Raw genomic sequence first — 18,958 nt, 5'->3', positions numbered from 1 at the left:
TCCGGATAATGATCGTCCTGTTGTCGGTGCGGCCCGGTACGCTCGAAAGCACGATGACAGAGGACCTCTCACCGGCCGAGCGGTACGCGGCAGCACGCAGGCGCGCTGCCGAGCAGGCCACCGCGCTCGCCTCCTTCCGCGAGATGTACGACTTCGGCCTCGACCCCTTCCAGATCGAGGCCTGCCAGGCGCTCGAGGCGGGGAAGGGCGTGCTGGTCGCCGCGCCCACCGGCTCCGGCAAGACGATCGTCGGCGAGTTCGCCGTCCACCTCGCCCTCCAGCAGGGCAAGAAGTGCTTCTACACGACCCCCATCAAGGCGCTGTCGAACCAGAAGTACGCCGACCTGTGCCGCCGCTACGGCACGGAGAAGGTGGGCCTGCTCACCGGCGACAACAGCGTCAACTCCGACGCCCCGGTGGTCGTGATGACCACCGAGGTGCTGCGGAACATGCTGTACGCCGGGTCGCGGACCCTGCTCGGCCTCGGCTACGTGGTGATGGACGAGGTGCACTACCTCTCGGACCGCTTCCGCGGTGCCGTCTGGGAGGAAGTGATCATCCACCTCCCCGAGTCCGTGACCCTGGTGTCACTGTCGGCGACGGTGTCGAACGCGGAGGAGTTCGGCGACTGGCTGGACACCGTCCGCGGTGACACCCAGGTGATCGTCTCCGAGCACCGGCCCGTGCCGCTGTTCCAGCACGTGCTCGCAGGACGCCGGATATACGACCTGTTCGAGGAGGGGGAGGGCCGCAAGAGGGCCGTCAACCCGGACCTCACGCGCATGGCGCGCCTGGAGGCGAGCCGCCCGTCCTGGGGCGACCGCCGGCGCGGACGCAACAACATGCGCGAGGCCGACCGGGAGCGGGAGCGCCGGCAGCGCTCGCGCGTGTGGACGCCGAGCCGGCCCGAGGTCATCGAGCGGCTGGACGCCGAGGGCCTGCTGCCCGCCATCACCTTCATCTTCAGCCGCGCCGCCTGCGAGGCCGCCGTCCAGCAGTGCCTGTACGCGGGGCTCCGGCTCAACGACGAGGAGGCGCGGGCCGAGGTCCGCTCCCTGGTCGAGGAGCGCACCGCCTCCATCCCGGCCGAGGACCTGCACGTCCTGGGCTACTACGAGTGGCTGGAGGGCCTGGAGCGCGGCATCGCGGCCCATCACGCGGGCATGCTGCCGACGTTCAAGGAGGTCGTCGAGGAGCTGTTCGTGCGCGGTCTGGTGAAGGCCGTGTTCGCGACCGAGACCCTCGCGCTCGGCATCAACATGCCCGCCCGCTCGGTGGTCCTGGAGAAGCTCGTCAAGTGGAACGGCGAGCAGCACGCCGACATCACCCCCGGCGAGTACACCCAGCTGACCGGCCGGGCCGGCCGGCGCGGCATCGACGTCGAGGGGCACGCGGTCGTGCTGTGGCAGCGCGCCATGAACCCCGAGCACCTGGCGGGGCTGGCCGGCACGCGCACGTATCCGCTGCGGTCCAGCTTCAAGCCGTCGTACAACATGGCGGTCAACCTGGTCGAGCAGTTCGGCCGGCACCGCTCGCGCGAGCTCCTCGAGACGTCGTTCGCGCAGTTCCAGGCGGACAAGTCGGTCGTCGGCATCTCGCGGCAGGTGCAGCGCAACGAGGAGGGCCTGGAGGGCTACAAGGACTCCATGACCTGCCACCTCGGCGACTTCGAGGAGTACGCGCGGCTGCGCCGCGAGTTGAAGGACCGGGAGAACGAGCTGGCCCGGCAGGGCGCGTCCCAGCGGCGCGCGGAGGCCGCCGTCGCGCTGGAGAAGCTGAAACCCGGGGACGTCATCCACGTACCCACCGGCAAGTACGCGGGCCTGGCGCTGGTGCTCGACCCGGGGCTGCCCGCGGGGCGTTCCAACGGCCACCGCGGCTTCGACCAGTACGACGGTCCGCGCCCGCTGGTGCTGACCGTGGAGCGGCAGGTGAAGCGGCTGGCGTCGATCGACTTCCCGGTGCCGGTCGAGGCGCTGGAGCGGATGCGGATCCCGAAGTCCTTCAACCCGCGTTCCCCGCAGTCGCGCCGGGACCTCGCCTCCGCGCTGCGCACCAAGGCCGGGCACATCACGCCGGAGCGGCACCGCAAGAAGCGGTCCGAGGCGGTCGACGACCGGGAGATCGCGCGGCTGCGCAAGGCGCTGAAGGCGCATCCGTGCCACGGCTGCCAGGACCGTGAGGACCACGCCCGCTGGGCCGAGCGCTACCACCGGCTGCTGCGCGACACCTCGCAGCTGGAGCGCCGTATCGAGGGCCGGACGAACACCATCGCCCGCACCTTCGACCGGATCGTCGGGCTGTTGACCGAGATGGACTATCTGCGCGGCGACGAGGTCACCGAACACGGCAAGCGGCTGGCCCGGCTGTACGGCGAACTCGACCTGCTGGCCAGCGAATGCCTGCGCGAGGGCGTCTGGGAAGGGCTCGCCCCCGCCGAACTCGCCGCGTGCGTGTCGGCGTTGGTGTACGAGGCCCGGGCCGCCGACGACGCGATGGCGCCCAAGCTGCCCTCGGGCCGGGCGAAGGCGGCGCTCGGCGAGATGGTCCGCATCTGGGGCCGGCTGGACGCCCTGGAGGAGGACTTCCGGATCAACCAGACCGAGGGCGTGGGCCAGCGCGAGCCCGACCTCGGCTTCGCCTGGGCCGCCTACATGTGGGCCTCGGGCAAGGGCCTGGACGAGGTGCTGCGCGAGGCGGAGATGCCGGCCGGCGACTTCGTGCGCTGGTGCAAGCAGGTCATCGACGTGCTGGGGCAGATCTCGGCCGCGGCGCCGTCCGCCGAGGGTTCGACGGTCGCCAGGAACGCCCGCAAGGCGGTCGACGGACTGCTGCGCGGCGTGGTCGCCTACTCGTCCGTGGGCTGAACCGCCCGGCCCTGAACCTCGGGAGAAGCCCGGTGCGCCCCGTGCGCGCCGGGCTTCTGCCTTCCGTGCGCTCTCATCGGGGGCGTCACCGCCCGGTTTCGTGGGCAGGATCACGGAGCCCGGGACCTTCCTCACCCGTGACGGTGAGTGGTTTTCGCACGCCCGATCGCGGTGACGCACTGTGTTCGAACAGTCGCACGTCGTGTAAACGACCTGAGCGTACTCCTGTCCCAGGGGCCATTTCCGGCACTTGCCGAATATGACATCGCGATGATCCGGTCGGACTAAGCTCGCCCGCAGCGCACCGGGTTGAGATGAATTCGTGCGCTTGTTCCCTTATGTGCACGTTCCCCGACCGTCAGTCGATTCGTTTCAGAGGGCTCACATGGCGAGTGTCCAACTTCCTTACACACGCGTGCTGTTGTTGCCGGCCATAGTGATGGCCGCGGCGACCGGAGCCGCCGTCGCCCTGGTGGCGGAGCCCGCCCGGATCGCCGTCGGCGTGTGCGGCGCCGTCGCGACCCTGCTGGTGACCGCCGCCGCGACCGAGGCGGTGCGCCGCGGCCGTGTGCTGCGGGAGGCGCAGGCCGAACACGACCGTCACCGTGCGTATCTGGAGTCCCGGATCGCCGCCCATGACACGGAGACGCAGTACTTCACCCAGCAGGTCATCCCCGCGACCCTCGACTACCTGCACAGCGGCAACGACCCCGAGGAGGTGATCCGCGGCCTGCCCCGGCTCAACCCGGCCTGGCGCGACCTGCCGAAGTACCAGATCGACCTGCTCAGGACGATGCTGAAGATCATCGACGACGAGGAGAACCTGCGCGACTCCTCCCAGCGCTCCTTCGTCAGCATCGCCCGCCGCGTCCAGGCGATCGTCCACCAGCAGGCCAAGGAGCTCCGGGAGATGGAGGAGGACCACGGCCGCAACCCCGAGGTCTTCGACGACCTGCTGCGCATCGACCACGGCACCGCGCTGATCGGCCGCCTCGCCGACTCCATCTCCGTTCTCGGCGGCGGCCGTCCCGGACGCCAGTGGCCCAAGCCCGTCGCCCTCTACAGCGTGCTGCGCGGCGCCATGTCCCGCATCCTCGAGTACCGCCGCATCGACCTGAAGTCGATCGCCAAGATCAACATCAAGGGCATCTACGTCGAGCCGGTCATCCACGCCGCCGCCGAACTCCTCGACAACGCCACCCGCTACTCGCCGCCGACCAGCAAGGTCAGCGTCACCGCCACCGAGGTGCAGACCGGTGTCGCCATCGAGATCGAGGACGCCGGAGTCAGCCTCGACGAGCAGGCCCGGGCCCGTATCGAGGGGATGCTCGAGCAGGCCCAGCGGGGCGTCGACCTCCAGGAGATCGGGGCCAACCCGCGCCTCGGCCTCGCCGTCGTCGGCCGGCTCTGCACCGCGTTCAACATGCAGGTCTCGCTGCGCGCCTCCGCCTACGGCGGGGTCCGCGCCGTCCTCGTCGTACCGAGCGAGATGATCACCGACGAGCCCGGCGTGGGCCTCGCCCACGGCATCGGGGCGACCGCCGTGCCCCGGCCGGTCGACGCCCTCCCGGGCCCCGAGCGCACACCCAAGAAGCGCCGCCCCACCAGCCCCCGCATCCCCGACACGGTCCTCATGGAGGACGACGTCCCCGAGGTCACCGAGTGGACCGCGGGCGGCCTGCCGCAGCGCCGCAGCCGGATGAAGACCCCGTTGGCCCAGCGGTACGCCGAGCAGGCCGCCGCCGAACGGGCCGAGCGGGAGGCCAGGGAACGGGGCGAGGAGTACCACGACGTCTGGGCCACGCCCGAACCCGAGAAGAAGCGGAACGACCGCGAACCCGGGCTGTGGGTCGACGCCTTCTGGGAGGGCATGAAGAAGGGCCTCGACCCCGGCGTCCACCCCACCGACTTCACCCGCAACCCGACCGCCTACCTGCATCTCATCAACGAACCGGCCCGCACCGAGGCCGATGACGAGGGGGACCTCAAGTGATCCAGCAACGAGCCAACTTCGACTGGATGCTCAAGGAGCTCGCCGACGGCGTACCCGGCGTCGAGATGATCGTGGTGCTCTCCGCCGACGGTCTGCGCATCGCCCGCTACGGCGGTGAACCGGACGCCGCCGACCGGGTCGCCGCGGCCTGCGCGGGCGTACAGAGCCTCGCCGGGGCCGTCGCCCAGGAACTCCCGTACGGAAACGGCGAGATGAAGATGGTGCTCATCGAGATCGACGAGGGCTACTTCTACCTGATGGCGGCCGGCGCCAACGCCTATCTCGCGGTGCTCTCCGACATGACCTGCGAACCCGGCCGCATGGGCGGCATGATGCGCGACCTCGTCGTCCGCATCGGCGCCCATCTGACCAGTCCGCCCCGACGGAACGGGCAGCCCGTATGACTCCTCCGCAACGCCAGAGGCGCTCTCCCCAGGACGGCCCCCCTCCGCAGTCGGCCGGACCGGCCAAGAAGGAGGGTGAGGGCGGCAATCCCGAGCGGCTGTACGTCGTCGCGGGCCCGGACGGTGAACGGGCGGACATCGACCTCGTGACGCTGATCGTGGCCCGCTCCCCGGACCCCCCGCCCTCCGCCACCCCCGAGCAGGCGGCGCTGCTCCGGCTCTGCGTCGCACCCCTGTCCGTGGCCGAACTGTCGGCCTACCTCAGCCTGCCGTTCAGCGTGGTGACCGTGCTGCTCACCGAGATGCTGACGGCGGAACTGGTCCAGGCGCGCTCGCCGATCGTCCGCAAGGCGCTCCCCGACCGTTCCCTTCTCGAAGCGGTGATGCATGGACTTCAAAGGCTCTGAGACCATCCCGGGACCCCGGGCCGAGGATCAGCTGCCGCACACGGCACAGGCCGCGGTGAAAATCGTCATCGTCGGCGGATTCGGCGTCGGCAAGACGACCATGGTCGGCTCGGTCAGCGAGATCAAACCGCTGACCACCGAGGAGACCATGACACAGGCCGGCATCGGGGTCGACGACGACTTCGGTTCCGCGTCCAAGACGGCCACCACCGTCGCCATGGACTTCGGCCGCATCAAGATCACGGACCAGCTGGTGCTGTACCTCTTCGGCACCCCGGGCCAGGAACGCTTCTGGTTCCTGTGGAACGGGCTGTTCGAGGGGGCGCTCGGCGCGGTCGTACTCGTCGACACCCGTCGCCTCGAGGTCAGCTTCGACGTCATGGGGCGGCTGGAGGAGCGCGGCGTGCCGTTCGTCGTCGCGGTCAACTCCTTCCCCGACGGCCCGCGTTACCCCATCGAGGACCTGCGGTCCGCCCTCGACCTGTCCGAGCAGATCCCCATCCTGGAGTGCGATGTGCGGCGCCGCGCCTCCAGCCGCGACGTCCTGATGACCCTGATGCGGTTCCTGCACTCCCTCGCCATGACGGGCTCGCTCACCTGAACCCGGACCCGTCCCCGCCCACATCCCGCTTTCCCCTCGGAGCGACCACTGTGACGCCTGAACCGAACTCCCTGACGGGAGACTCCCCGACCGGCACGGACGCACCCCGGCCCGGCCCGCCCCCCGGCTGCCCCGCGCACGGCCTGGGCCCCGGCGGGCTGAGCCGGCTGCACGAGTCGGAGGACCTGAGGAAGCTGTACGAGACACTGCGCGCCGAACACGGCCCGGTGGCACCGGTGCTCATCCACGACGACCTGCCGATGTGGGTGGTCCTCGGCCACTCCGAGAGCCAGCAGCTGGTCCGCACTCCCGCGCAGTACTGCAAGGACAGCCGTATCTGGTCCCCGCTCACGGCCGGTCTGGTCAAGCCCGACCATCCGCTGATGCCGCACATCGCCTGGCAGCCGATGTGCGCGCACGCCGAGGGCGACGAACACAAGCGGCTGCGCGGCGCGATCGACGCCGCCGTGGCGGCCACCGACTTCCGCGGGTTGCGCCGGCACGTCAACCGCAGCGTCCAGCGCGTCGTCAACCGGTTCTGCGAGGCGGGCGAGGCCGAGCTGGTCGGCCAGTACGCCGAGCACCTGCCGATGGCCGTGATGTGCCACGTCCTCGGCATGCCCGACGAGTACAACGACCGGATGGTCGAGGCCGCCCGGGACATGATCCGGGGCACCGAGACCGCGATCGCCAGCAACGCCTATGTCATGGGGGCCCTGGAGCGCCTCACCGCCCGCCGCCGTGCCGAGCCGCTGAACGACTTCACCGGCCACCTCATCGCCCACCCGGCCGGGCTGACCGACGACGAGGTCAGCCAGCACCTCAGAGTGGTGCTGATCGCCGCCTACGAGGCCACCGCCAACCTCCTGGCCAACGTGCTGCGTCAGGTGCTGATCGACCCGCGCTTCCGCTCCCAGCTCAACGGCGGCCAGATGACCGTGCCCCAGGCGGTGGAGCAACTGCTCTGGGACGAGCCGCCGTTCAGCACCATCTTCGCCTACTTCGCCAAACAGGACACGGAGCTCGGCGGCCAGCGCATCCGCAAGGGCGACGGCCTGCTGTTCGCGCCCGCGCCGGCCAACGTCGATCCACGCGTGCGCCCCGACCCGACCGCCGACATGCAGGGCAACCGCTCGCACCTCGCCTTCGGCGGCGGCCCGCACGAGTGCCCCGGTCAGGACATCGGCCGCACCATCGCCGAAGTCGGTGTCGACGCCCTGCTCATGCGGCTGCCCGACGTGGAGCTCAGCATCGACGAGGAGGAGTTGTCCTTCACCGAGTCCATCGCCTCACGCCATCTCGTGGAACTGCCCGTCCACTTCACGCCCCGGCCGCAGCAGGACGTGACGCAGCGGCCCAGCCACGAGAACGACGCGCCCCCGCAGCAGGACTGGCACATCGGCCACGCCCGGCCGGGGACCGGGCCGGCCGCCGCGGCCCCGGTGCCGCCCGAGCCGCACGTCGAGCCGCCCGTGCCGGCGCCGCCGCCCCCGCCGGTGACGGAACCCGCCCCGCCGCGGAACGCGTGGCAGCGCTTCCTGCGCTGGTGGCGCGGCTACTGACCGGCCGCCCAGTCCTCGTACGAGGACCAGGCCGCGAGCACCCGGCCACTGGTGAACCGGTGTTCCACCCCCGTCACCGGGTCGGTGAACTCCAGCGCCCGCGCGAGCAGTTGCAGCGGACGCCGGAAGTCACCGGCCGGGACGGGGCCGGTCACCTCGGGGTACAGCGGATCGCCGAGGATCGGCACGCCCAGGGCGTTCATGTGCACCCGCAGCTGATGGGTCTGCCCGGTGCCGGGCACCAGCCGGTACCGGCCGAGGCCGTCCGGGCGGTGGGCGGCGAGCTCCACACGCGTCAGCGCGTTGGGCTCGCCCTCGACCTCCTGGGCGGTGAGCACCCCGCGCTCCTTCACGATCCGGCTGCGCACGGTCCTGGGCAGCTCCAGCCGTGGATCGTGGGGCGCGACGGCCTCGTACTCCTTGCGCACGCGCCGGTCGCGGAACAGCGTCTGGTACGCGCCGCGCTCCTCGGGCCGCACCGTGAACAGCACCAGGCCCGCGGTGAGCCGGTCGAGGCGGTGCGCGGCGCCGAGTTCCGGGAGGCCCAGCTCACGGCGGAGCCGGGCGAGCGCGGTCTGGGTGACGTGGCTGCCACGCGGGGTGGTGGCCAGGAAGTGGGGCTTGTCGACGACGACGATGTGCTCGTCCCGGTGGACGACCTCCAGCGGGAACGGCACCGGCACCTCGGCGGGCGGCTCCCGGTGGAACCACACGCACAGGCCGGGTGCGTACGGTGTGTCCGCCGGTACGGCCCGCCCGTCCGCCCCGACGATCAGCCCCGCGGCGAACATCCCGTCCACGACCCCGGGGCCGGCCGAGAGCCGCTGCACCAGATGCTCCCGCACCGTGGCCCACCGGGTGTCGGCGGGCAGCCGCACCCGCACCGGGTCCACACCGTCGCGCTGCGGCAGGGGAGGGGGCGGAATCGGCCGTCTGCGTCTCACACCGGGCAAGCGTACGGGCGCCCCGCGCGCACGGGCCGTCCGCTGTCCAACCGCGGGCGGCAGCCGGCCCCGGCACGGGCGCCCCGCGCGCACGGGCCGTCCGGCGGACTACCCGCCCGGAGTGCCCGGCTCCGGCGGCTCTCCGTGGCGTACCGCGTGTGTCAGTTCCGCCTCGATCTCGTGCAGCGGTCTGCTCTCGGCACGGGCGTAGTCGTTCACCGCGACGCGGACGTCACGCGCGAGGTCGCGCCACGCCCGCCAGGCTGTCTCCCACGTTGCCCGCTGGTGCGCGCTCCAGTGGGCGCGGGCGCGTGGATCGTAGGTGTCCCGCAGTTGCCGTACCCGGCTGTGTGCCTCGTCCGCCGCGCGCTGCTTGGCCACGAGTTGGTCGAAGGTGTGTGTCACGGGCCCGGATCCTGGGGCAGCGCGCGGGCCCGGAGGGCTCGCCACGCCGCCGGGCCCGGGGGGACGGGCAACGGTTCACCCGACCGGCCCGCCGATCCGCTCCCGAGGCGCCCGCGTCGGTGCTCGGCCGAAACGTTCGCGCAGGTCGGCGTGGGCGGGTTCGGGCCGGTGCGCCCCCGCTCCCCGCTTCGCTCGAGCAGGGCCCTCCGGCCCCGTGGGTGCCTGTCGGCCTTCGGGCACGGCGGGAGGCACGGTCGCCCGCCGGAGCGGCCGCGGGCCGCAGTCGCGTACGGGTGTGCGGTGTGTGCGGCACGGGGCGTGGCGCAGCCGCAGACGACGAGGAGGGAGCGTCCGGCCCGGTGGCCGGCGCGTCCGCGCCGTCGGCCTCTCCGGACGACACGGGCGCGCCGGTCGGGGGACGCCCCCTTCGAGAGTGCCGGCGCAAGGCGGTGGAACGCGGGAAGCCCCTGAGCGGCACGGGCGGGAACCGGTCATACACCAGGGCCGCGGCGATCGAGGTGGCGTACGGCGCGAGGGCCGGGACGGCCGGGTACGGGAGCCGCGAAGACACACGTCCCGCACTTCGAGGAGCTCGCCCGCCGGTGGTGCTCCGGGCACGCCGTACCGGAGGACCTCGGGAGGGAAAGCGAGCCGCGCACCGGAACACCGACCGCGACGAGACCGCGTTCCGACCGCGTGAGGGCTGGATCGGATCCTGTGCAGGAAGGTCTGATCCGGTCGGGGGGCGGAACCGCTCCTCGAACGTCCGGTGTCGGCAAGGCTGTGAACCTGTCAGGAGTCCAGCGGCGCCGTGCGGGCTGCCGAATCTCAGAGCCCTCTGATGTGGTGTCGCTACCGTCCGGCCCATGGTGCGCGACTATCTCATCATCGGGGCCGGGCCGGCCGGACTTCAACTCGCCGCTCTGCTGGAACGCGACGGGCGCGACTACGTCGTCCTGGAGCGAGGGAGAGGACCGGGTACGTTCTTCACCCGGTATCCCCGTCATCGGCAGCTGATATCGACCAACAAGGTGAACACGGGTTTCACGGACCCGGAACTCAACCTGCGCATGGACTGGAACTCGCTGCTCAGCGACGACCCGGAGCTGCTCTTCACCCGGTACAGCGAGCGCTACTTCCCGCCGGCGGACGACCTGGTGCGCTATCTGGCCGACTTCGCGGCACGCACCGGCGTGCGCGCCGAGTACGGGACGGAGGTCGTCCAGGTCTCCCGCGCGGACGGCGTCTTCTCCGTCCGCGACGGCGAGGGACGCACCTGGCAGGCCAAGCGGCTCGTCATGGCGACCGGCATCTCCCGGCTCTACGAGCCACCCGTCCCGGGCATCGAACACGCCGAGCGGTACGACACCTTCGACCCCGACCCGGCATCCTTCACCAACCAGCGGGTGCTGGTCATCGGCAAGGGGAACTCCGCGTTCGAAACCGCCGACGGGCTCATCGAGAAGGCCGCGGTGATCCACGTCGCCGGCCCGCACTCGGTCAGACTCGCCTGGAAGACCCACTACCTCGGGCATCTGCGCGCGGTGAACAACAATTTCCTGGACACCTACCAGCTCAAGTCGCAGAACGCGGTACTCGACGGCACCGTGGAGAGCATCGAGAAGTCGGCGAGCGGCGGCTTCCGTGTGATGCTCCGCTACGCGCGGACCGAGGAACCGCTGCGCGAACTGCACTACGACCGGATCATCGTATGCACCGGCTTCCGCTTCGACGCGTCCGTCTTCGACGAAACCTGCCGCCCCGCGCTCGTCATCAACGACCGGTTCCCCGAACAGACCTCGTCCTTCGAGTCGGTCAACGTACCGGACCTGTACTTCGCCGGAACCCTGACGCAACAACGGGACTTCAAGAAGTCCACCAACGGCTTCATCCACGGTTTCCGCTACGCCACCCGTGCCCTGCACCGCATCCTGGGCGCTCGCCACCTCGGCACCCCCTGGCCGGCCCGGACGTTCACCGCGACGCCGGAGGCGATCGCCGACGCCCTCATCGGCCGCGTCAACCGCTCGTCGGGCCTGTGGCAGCAGTTCGGGTTCCTCGGTGACGTGGTCGGCGTGGACGGCGACCACGCCGTGTACCAGGAGGAGGTCCCGCTCGACTACATCACCGACGGCGGTCTCGGGCCCGCCCCGCACCGGTTCGTCGTCGACCTGGAGTACGGACCCGAACACGACCAGACCGACCCGTTCGACGTCGGTGTCCCGCGCGTGCTCGAGAACGACGTCGACCACGCCGCGGACTCCACGTATCTCCATCCCGTCGTCCGCCACTACCGGGACGGCGTACTCGCCGGGACCCACCACCTGGCGGAGAACCTGGAGAACGAATGGAACCTGACGGCGGTCCACCGGCAGCCGCTCACCACGTTTGTGAGAGAGAGCCTTGGCTGAGCAGTTCCCGGGTGGCGTACTCGACCTTCTCGACGCGGCGGGTGACCGTACGGTGTTCGAGCACGCCGGCCAGGGGGTCTCGGGAGCCCGGCTCCTCAGCATGGTGAGGCGCGCGGTGAACGGCCTGCGGCGCTGCGGTGTCGGGCCCGGCGACGGCGTCGCCATGCTGCTGGGGGTGGGTCCCCGGGAGTTCGCCGCGATCATCGCCGCCCACGTCGTCGGGGCTCGCGTCGTCGGGGTACGGCCCGGCCTGACCGGGCGGCAGCGGGAGCACCTTCTGCGGGACGCCGGTGTACGGGTCACCGATCGGCCGGACGGTCCCGGCGCCCGTGGGCCCGGAACCCTCCTCACGCTCGACAGCCTGCTGTCGGCGGAGGACGACGGTGTCCGGCCACGGGTCCTGGCACGGCCCGAGGACGTCGCCCGGCTCCTGCACACCAGCGGCAGCACCGGCGTACCCAAGGCGTGCGCCCAGACCTACGCGGCGATGACCGCGGGCTGGGCGCACCGGCCGGACGCCTGGCCGCCCGCCGTCCGTCGACTCGCCGGGCGCCTGGACCGGTTCCTGGTGTTCGGCACTCTGGCCAGCCAGGTGATGATGGAGTACGGGCTGCTGGCACTCGCCGCCGGCGGCACCCTGGTCACCGCCGACCCACCGGACTTTCCCGACGCCCTGGTGCGGCACCGGGCGACCGCGAGTGTCGTGACGGTCGCCCGGTTGGCGAAACTCGTGGCGGACCAGCGCGAGTCGCCGGTGGACCTCGGTGGTCTCCGCGCGCTGATGGTGTCGGGGTCACCGCTGGAGCCGGGACGGCTGCGGGAGGCCGTCGAGGTGCTCGGCCCGGTCGTCTTCCATGGCTACGGACAGACCGAGACCGGCATGATCTCCATGGCCACCCCGGAGGAGCCGGCAGGCTCCCTCGGGGTGCCGCCCGTCGCGCTGGAGATCCGCGACGCCTCCGGCCGCCCGGTCCGGCAGGGGACCGACGGCGAACTCTTCGTCCGTACCCCGTCGCAGAGCTCCTGCTACTGGCGGGAGCCCGCCCTCACGGCGGAGGTGTTCTCCGGCGGATGGGTGCGTACTCGCGATCTCGGCCATCTCGACGCGTCGGGCCGGCTGTGGCTCACGGGACGGATCCGTGACGTGATCATCGTCAACGCCAACGTGTACTACGCCGGGCCCGTCGAGCGGCTGCTCGCCGGCCATCCCGCGGTGGCCGAGGCGTACGTCGTCGCCGTGCCCGACGACAGTACGGGCGAGGCCGTCCACGCCTTCGTCGTGCCCGCGGCCGGTCACACCCCGGACCTCGGCGAGCTGCGCGCGCTGGTGGCAGCGCACCTGGGTGAGGCCTGCGCTCCGACCCGGCTCACCCTCATCGGCGAGGTACCGCTCACGGCCGCCGGAAAACCCGACAAACGGCGTCTCGCGGACGGGGGTTAGCGGGCCGGCCGGAGCCCCGTCCCGGGCCGTGCCCCGCCCTCGCGCGAACCGCGAGGGCGGGGCACGGCCCGTTCCGGAAGGGCTGACCGGGACGGCCCCGGGCGGCAGGAGGGCGGGTCGGTGAGTGCGGCGCCGTCGACGCTGCCGTTCATGGCGCCGCCGTGCCGTCCTCGCCCGCTGCGGGCGTCGCCGACGTGGTCCGCTCGGCGGGAAGAGCCTCGCCCCGTACCAGATCGTCGAGTTCGGCGTTCAGCCTGGCGTCTTCGGGGTGCTGGGCGGTGTCCTGCGGGTTGCTCCCGCGGAAGGCGACGGCTCCGCCCGCCACGGCCATGGGGAGAGCGACGAGGACCGCGGCGGTGCGCATGCCTCCCGGTGCGGAGAGGACCAGGGCGATGAGAGGGGGCCCGAAGGCTCCACCCGACTTGCCGACCGCCGCGGCCCAACCGCCGGCGGTCCCCCGGATGGCCATGGGGTAGATCTCGGCCGTGTAGGGGCCGATGAGCGCGATGACACCGGCGGTTCCGGCGAACAGCAGGATCACCGCGGTCAGAAGGACGGGCCGGCTGCCGTCCATTCCGACGGCGGCCAGAACGAGCAGCGCCGCGACGGTGAGGGCCGCGTAGACGACCATGGTGCCCTTCGCCGACCAGCGCATGTAGAGCCACGCGGCCACGACGCAGGTGGGGATGGACAACAGTGACGAGATGAACAGCAGCGTGGCGGCGGACATGCCCTTCTCGCCCGAGGCCTCCAACTGACTGGGCAGGAAGGTGATGAAGCCCCAGTAGACGAGGCCCCAGGCCAGTGCGTAACCGCTGACCACCAGCGTCTTGGCTGTCTGAGGGCGTTTGAACAGGGTGGAGGCGGGAACCCGCCCGGCCTGTGACCGCTGGGCTGCGGTGAAGGCAGCCGATTCCGGGATCCACCGGTTCAGCGCGATCAGGATCAGGACCAGCGGAAGCTGGGCGAACCACAGAACGCGCCACCCGGTCAGCGGGATCAGCACCGCGGCCAGTCCGGCGGCCGCCATGTAGCCCCCCGTGGTGGTGAGCCCGGCCTGGAGCACCATGATGGCCGCGCGCCGGCCGGGCGGCAGACTCTCGGTCATCAGGGCGTAGACGACGGGCAGCATGCCTCCGGCCGCCATCCCCATCAGAGCGCACATGACCAGGATGCCGCCGTACGTCGGCATGGCACCGCACACCGTCGTACCGAGAAAGAGAAGGGACGCGATGAGGACCGTGGCCCTGCGCCCGATACGGTCCGCGGCACGGCCCCCCACCAGTGATCCCACCACCGTGCCGCTGAGTGCCACGGTGGGCAACCACGAGATCTCGGCGGCGCTGAGATGGAATTCGGCACGCATGCCGGGCTGGATGAACGCCAGAGTGGCGGGTTTCATCTGGTCCACCATCAGCGCGAAGCTCAGCACGGCGATGAGACTGCGCCGGCTCGCCCGGGTCGTCCGGGCCGGAGCGGGGGTGGCCGCGGGACCTGCTCCAGGAGGCTGCACGACCGCGAACCCGGAGAGCAGCACGCCCACGACGATGGCGGCCATGGCGGCCCACATCACCCCCGACATGCCCATCATGGCCATGTGGAAGTCCATGGACGCGGAGTCGATGAACATCCACACGTGCTGGCCGACTCCGGCGCACGTGAGGGCGACGCCGGTCCAGAACAGCGAGGGCCGGGGTATCAGCGAAGCCGTTTGTGCGGGCAAGGTCAGTTCTCCACCTTGTAGAAGACCGGACGCGGTTCCCCGCTGGAGCGGACCGCCTCGACGACGGGCGGCCGCCCGGCCGGTCGCAGCCACCGGCTCGCGACCCCCGCCAGCCGGCCGGGGTCATCACGACCGCCGGAACGAACGCGGGGCCGAACCCCGTGTGAGTCATCCGTTCTCTTTTCCCGGGTGGGGGACCGGACAGCGTCCGGCCCGCCGCTCGGCGAAGTACCGTGCCGCCGGACGCCGTCGGCGGGCGTGCAGGACCATGACCGTGCCGAGCACCAGCTGGCGTACGCCGCGGGTGACGTCCTCCACCCCGTCCCGCAGCCGGACGAAGCTCCGCAACGCGTTCAGGCGGCGGGGCTCGGCAGGCAGGCCGCGCGGAATCAGCAGACACGGCGCCCGGTGCGGATTGGAGCGGGTGTGCGCGGCCGTCGAGTCCAGCCGGAAGCGGCCCAGCACCTCGCGGACCGCGGCCCGCAGCACGAGCGGCGAGATCCGCCAGGCCGGACAGGGACGGTTCGCCGCCACGCCGTACGGGATGTGATGGACGTCCTTGGCGGTCAGGCGGGTCCAGCGGTCCGGGTCGAACACGTCGGGCCGTTCGTACCCGGTGGCGTGGTAGTCGGGGTAGCTGAAGCACACCACGGAGCCGGCCGGCAGCACCGTCGTTTCGTCGAGTGGGATCTCACCCGTGGTGATGCGGTGGGCGATGCCGAACAACGGGTACAGCCGCATCGTCTCGTCGAGCACCCGCGTCAGGTACCGGTCGTCCTCGGGAGCGGCGGCCAGGCGCTGTTGCACCCGCGGGTGGTGGGCGAGGGCGAGCAGGACGTGCGCGGTCGCCTCGGACAGCTGCACGACCGCCGTGTTGAAGAAGGTCCCTTGCAGGTAGTGCACCTGTTCCCGCATCGACAGCGAGGCAGGCAGCCGGTGCGGAACGTGGCCGGCCGCGACCCGGTCCCGCAGATAGGTGGTCAGCCGGGCCCGGCGCCGCGGATGGCGCAGACCGGTGCACTTCAGCGCGGTGATCACGTCATCGGCGTGAGCGGTGATCAGGTCCCGGGCACGCGGCGGGCACGGCTCCTGGAAGACCAGCTCATAACAGAACTCGGCCCACGCGGGCATCATCAGGTCCCGCAGCCGTACGAGGCTGATCCGCGTGCCCGGCAGGGTGTCCAGCGCACCGGCGACGGCGCGGGCGGCCGCCGTCGTGAGATCGGCCGAGTTCCCGGCCAGGATGCGCCGCGTGGTCGCGGCGACGTCCTCGTAGCGTTCGCCGGGCTCCAGGTGCTCCTGGTGCACCTCGGGCCCCGGCGCCAGCCAGTACCAGAACAGGTCGGACAGGCCCGCCCCCTCGCTCCGCCCGTTCGCGGCCGGGTGGGCGTAGACCCGCTCGAACACCTCCGGCCCGTGGGTGGCGTTGGGCAGGGTCACCACCCGGTCTCCGTTGACCTTCTCGAAGATGCGTACGCGCAGCGCCACCACGGCGCGCGGCAGCCACCATGCCTCCGTGCCCGTCCGGTTCCTCACCACGGTCCCCCGTTCCGTACGACCATGTCGGCCGTCAGATCGGCGTTTCGGCGCCCGCCGCACAGGGCGAGCGTGTGGTCATACTCGTCGCACAGTGTCGCGAGGACCCGCCGTACCCCCGTCTCCCCCTCGGCGGCCAGACCCCATACCACCGGGCGTCCCACGCCGACGGCGCTCGCGCCCAGCGCGAGCGCCACCGCGACATCGCTGCCCCGGCGCACCCCTCCGTCGAGCAGCACCGGTACCCGGCCCGCGACCGCCTCGGCGACGGCGGGCAGGCAGTCCACGGCCGCCGGGACCGCGTCGCACTGGCGGCCCCCGTGGTTGGAGACGATCACCCCGGCCGCACCGTGCTCGACGGCCAGCCGTGCGTCGTCCGGATGCAGTACTCCCTTGATCAGCACGGGAAGCGAGGTGCCGCGCAGGGACTCGGCGAAGTCCGGCCAGCGCACCGCCGGGGACATGGGGATGGCGGTGAGCGCGCCCGGCTCGGCACCGGGCAGGTCGCGCATGTTCTCCGCGGCGAATCCGGGCGGCAGGTCGGTGAACCCGTTACGCAGGTCTCTGGTGTGCCGGCCGAACACCGGCGAGTCGACGGTGACCACCAGCGCCGTGCAGCCCGCCTCCTCGGCGCGCCGGACGAGGGCCCCGGTGACCTCCCGGCGGGGGTGCAGATACAGCTGGAACCACACGGCCGGGTCGGGCGCCGCTTCGCGCGCCGCGGCGACGACGTCGAGGACCGCGGTGGTCGCGGCCGTCCCCGTCACCAGGACGGCGCCCTCGGCCGCGGCGGCACGGGCCGTGGCCCGCTCGCCGCCCGGGTGCGCCAGCCGGTGGAAGGCGGTCGGTGCGACGATCACCGGCGCCGCCTGCCGGGCCCCCGGCAGATCGACGGCGGTGTCCCGCGTCTCGGCGCCGCTCAGCACCCTCGGCAGCAGCGCGTACCGGGCGAACGCCTTCTCGTTGCCGGCGAGGACGCGTTCCTCGCCCGCGCCGCCCGCCACGTAGTCGTAGCGCGTCGGATCCAGTGTCTTCCGTGCGCTGTCGTGCAGTTCCCGGAGCGTCACGGCGCCACCGGGGCGGCCGGGCTCCGGTGCGTGGTGAGAAAGGCGTCCAGCGGGGCCCGGTGGACCTCCTCGCTGTCCCACTCGTTCTCCAGGTTCTCGGTGAGGTGGTGCTCGGCGACGAACTCGCCGTCCCGGTACCAGCGGACGACCGGGTGCAGATAGCGTCCGTCCAGGCCCGACACGTCCTGCTGGGACTTGCGGCCCGCGGTGACGTCGAAGGGGTCCACCCGGTCGTGGTCCTCCCCGTACTCCAGCGTGATCACCGCGTAGGCGTCCACCTCACCGAAGTCCCCGGCGCCCACGGCGCCCGGCACGTGGGCGACCGGCACCTCCTCGGCGTAGCGCAGTGTGCCGTCCGGGTCGAGGAGCAGCAGGTCACCGAGGACGGCGAACTGCTGCCACAGCGCGGAGGACCGGTTGACGCGGGCGATCACGGTGTCGACGGCCCGCTCCGTGGCCTCCCCGAGCACCGTCGTCGGCCAGGGCACCTTGTCGTGGCGCTGCCGCAGTCCGCGGTGCAGCGCCCGCACCGTGTAGCGGAAGCCGTGGATGAAGCCGGTCGTGGCCTTTCCGAAGTCGCGGCCCTGCATCAGCGTCCCCGCGAAGTACAGGCCGGGCACGTTGACCGACTCGCCGAGAGGCGTCAACTCCGGGAAGCGGCCGTCGACGATCAGGTCCGGCGCGCAGGTGTCGTCGAAGATCGAGTCGTCGAACCGGAAGCCGGTCGCGACGATCACCCGGTCGTAGCGGATCTCCTTGACCACCTCGTCGACCCGCTCGAAGGAGACCGGCACGTGAAAACCGTCCGGCTCACGTCTGATCGCGAGCACCCGGCCGTCGAGGAGAGCGTTCTGCGACTTCAGCTGGTAGCTGTCCAAGAAGTTGTTGTAGACCGCGCGCAGGTGTCCCACATAGTGCGTCCGCCAGGCCATCTTCAGCGAGCCCGAGCCGACGACGTGGATGACCGCCGCGGTCTCCATCAGGTTCTCGGCCGTCTCGAAGGCGGAGTTGCCCCGGCCGATGATGAGCACCCGCTGATCGGTGAAGGACTTCGGATCGGTGTCGATCGTGTCGTAGCGTTCGGCGAGCTCGATGCCCGGGATCGACGGCAGGTTCGGTACGGGCACTCCGGTGGCGGCCACCAGACGCCGTGCACGCCACGCCTTTCCCGTGTGGTCGGTGACGGTGAAGCCCTCGGTGTCGCGGGAGACCTTCTCGACGGAGGTGTCGTACCGCACGCGCACCCCGGTCCGGGAGGCGAAGTCCGACAGGTAGCGCACCAGGTCGTCGGCCGGCGGGAAGTAGCGGGGACTGTACCGGGTGAACAGCAGCTCCGGGTCGTCGCTCAGCAGGGAGTTCCAGTCCATCCGCAGCCGCAACTCCGGATCGTCGTACCCCGTGTGCACCTTGTTGTTCGAGATCAGATAGCGGTGCCGGGGGAACCGCGTGAAGAACGTACCCGGACCACTGCCGCGCTCCAGAACGACGTAGTCCGCGCCGTCCCGCTCCAGCAAGGCGGCAAGCTGGAGTCCGGCGGGCCCCGCACCGATGATCAGGTAGTCATGGGTCATGCTCCGGAAGCTAGTCACCGGATCTC

14 protein-coding genes are annotated in these 18,958 nt (G+C 71.5%); 8 read left to right on the top strand and 6 right to left on the bottom strand.

Features of this window, described 5'->3' with window-relative positions; translation table 11 throughout:
• The first annotated feature begins 8 nt into the window (after window positions 1–8).
• The 6 genes from KUM38_RS17365 to KUM38_RS17340 all read left to right on the top strand — a co-directional run bounded on the left by KUM38_RS17365 (window position 9) and on the right by KUM38_RS17340 (window position 7,834).
• On the top strand, window positions 9–2,867 hold the full coding sequence (locus tag KUM38_RS17365) for an RNA helicase (protein WP_217130285.1): 2,859 nt from the start codon (window positions 9–11) through the stop codon (window positions 2,865–2,867).
• Between the two features lie 415 nt (window positions 2,868–3,282).
• Entirely contained in the window at window positions 3,283–4,860 is a 1,578-nt protein-coding gene (locus tag KUM38_RS17360; RefSeq protein ID WP_217130284.1) for a sensor histidine kinase KdpD, read from the top strand.
• Complete coding sequence (locus KUM38_RS17355; RefSeq protein ID WP_217130283.1) at window positions 4,857–5,264, top strand: roadblock/LC7 domain-containing protein; 408 nt, start codon at window positions 4,857–4,859, stop codon at window positions 5,262–5,264. The genes KUM38_RS17360 and KUM38_RS17355 overlap by 4 nt, the downstream gene beginning before the upstream one ends.
• Window positions 5,261–5,671 (top strand): DUF742 domain-containing protein, encoded by a 411-nt coding sequence (locus KUM38_RS17350; RefSeq protein ID WP_217130282.1) that lies wholly within the window; start codon window positions 5,261–5,263, stop codon window positions 5,669–5,671. Before KUM38_RS17355 ends, KUM38_RS17350 begins: the two co-directional genes overlap by 4 nt.
• A complete protein-coding gene (locus tag KUM38_RS17345; RefSeq protein ID WP_217130281.1) occupies window positions 5,652–6,272 on the top strand; it encodes an ATP/GTP-binding protein in 621 nt (206 codons plus the stop codon). The genes KUM38_RS17350 and KUM38_RS17345 overlap by 20 nt, the downstream gene beginning before the upstream one ends.
• A 50-nt stretch (window positions 6,273–6,322) precedes the next feature.
• Window positions 6,323–7,834, top strand: a complete 1,512-nt coding sequence (locus tag KUM38_RS17340) for a cytochrome P450 (RefSeq protein ID WP_217130280.1) — start codon at window positions 6,323–6,325, stop codon at window positions 7,832–7,834.
• Here KUM38_RS17340 and KUM38_RS17335 read toward each other — a convergent pair.
• Complete coding sequence (locus KUM38_RS17335) at window positions 7,828–8,778, bottom strand: RluA family pseudouridine synthase (protein WP_217130279.1); 951 nt, start codon at window positions 8,776–8,778, stop codon at window positions 7,828–7,830. The genes KUM38_RS17340 and KUM38_RS17335 overlap by 7 nt on opposite strands.
• A gap of 108 nt (window positions 8,779–8,886) precedes the next feature.
• The gene (locus tag KUM38_RS17330; RefSeq protein WP_217130278.1) at window positions 8,887–9,183 is read right to left on the bottom strand and encodes a hypothetical protein; all 297 of its coding nucleotides are present in this window, start codon (window positions 9,181–9,183) and stop codon (window positions 8,887–8,889) included.
• Between the two features lie 866 nt (window positions 9,184–10,049).
• Here KUM38_RS17330 and KUM38_RS17325 point away from each other — a divergent pair.
• Window positions 10,050–11,594, top strand: coding sequence for an NAD(P)-binding domain-containing protein (locus tag KUM38_RS17325; RefSeq protein ID WP_217130277.1), 1,545 nt, complete (start codon window positions 10,050–10,052; stop codon window positions 11,592–11,594).
• Window positions 11,587–13,035, top strand: coding sequence for a class I adenylate-forming enzyme family protein (locus KUM38_RS17320; protein WP_217130276.1), 1,449 nt, complete (start codon window positions 11,587–11,589; stop codon window positions 13,033–13,035). The genes KUM38_RS17325 and KUM38_RS17320 overlap by 8 nt, the downstream gene beginning before the upstream one ends.
• A gap of 148 nt (window positions 13,036–13,183) precedes the next feature.
• Here KUM38_RS17320 and KUM38_RS17315 read toward each other — a convergent pair whose 3' ends face one another.
• The 4 genes from KUM38_RS17315 to KUM38_RS17300 all read right to left on the bottom strand — a co-directional run bounded on the left by KUM38_RS17315 (window position 13,184) and on the right by KUM38_RS17300 (window position 18,932).
• A complete protein-coding gene (locus tag KUM38_RS17315; protein WP_254397313.1) occupies window positions 13,184–14,758 on the bottom strand; it encodes an MFS transporter in 1,575 nt (524 codons plus the stop codon).
• A 168-nt stretch (window positions 14,759–14,926) separates the two neighbouring features.
• The gene (locus tag KUM38_RS17310) at window positions 14,927–16,297 is read right to left on the bottom strand and encodes a cytochrome P450 (protein ID WP_217130275.1); all 1,371 of its coding nucleotides are present in this window, start codon (window positions 16,295–16,297) and stop codon (window positions 14,927–14,929) included.
• Complete coding sequence (locus KUM38_RS17305; protein ID WP_217130274.1) at window positions 16,291–17,361, bottom strand: alpha-hydroxy acid oxidase; 1,071 nt, start codon at window positions 17,359–17,361, stop codon at window positions 16,291–16,293. The genes KUM38_RS17310 and KUM38_RS17305 overlap by 7 nt, the downstream gene beginning before the upstream one ends.
• Window positions 17,358–18,932, bottom strand: coding sequence for an NAD(P)-binding domain-containing protein (locus KUM38_RS17300; protein WP_217130273.1), 1,575 nt, complete (start codon window positions 18,930–18,932; stop codon window positions 17,358–17,360). Before KUM38_RS17300 ends, KUM38_RS17305 begins: the two co-directional genes overlap by 4 nt.
• Between the last annotated feature and the right edge of the window lie 26 nt (window positions 18,933–18,958).

Source organism: Streptomyces sp. AC558_RSS880 (genome assembly GCF_019049255.1).
Classification (GTDB): Bacteria; Actinomycetota; Actinomycetes; order Streptomycetales; family Streptomycetaceae; genus Streptomyces.
Note: the sequence above shows the minus strand (reverse complement) of the source record. Positions and strands in the feature narration are given on the sequence as shown.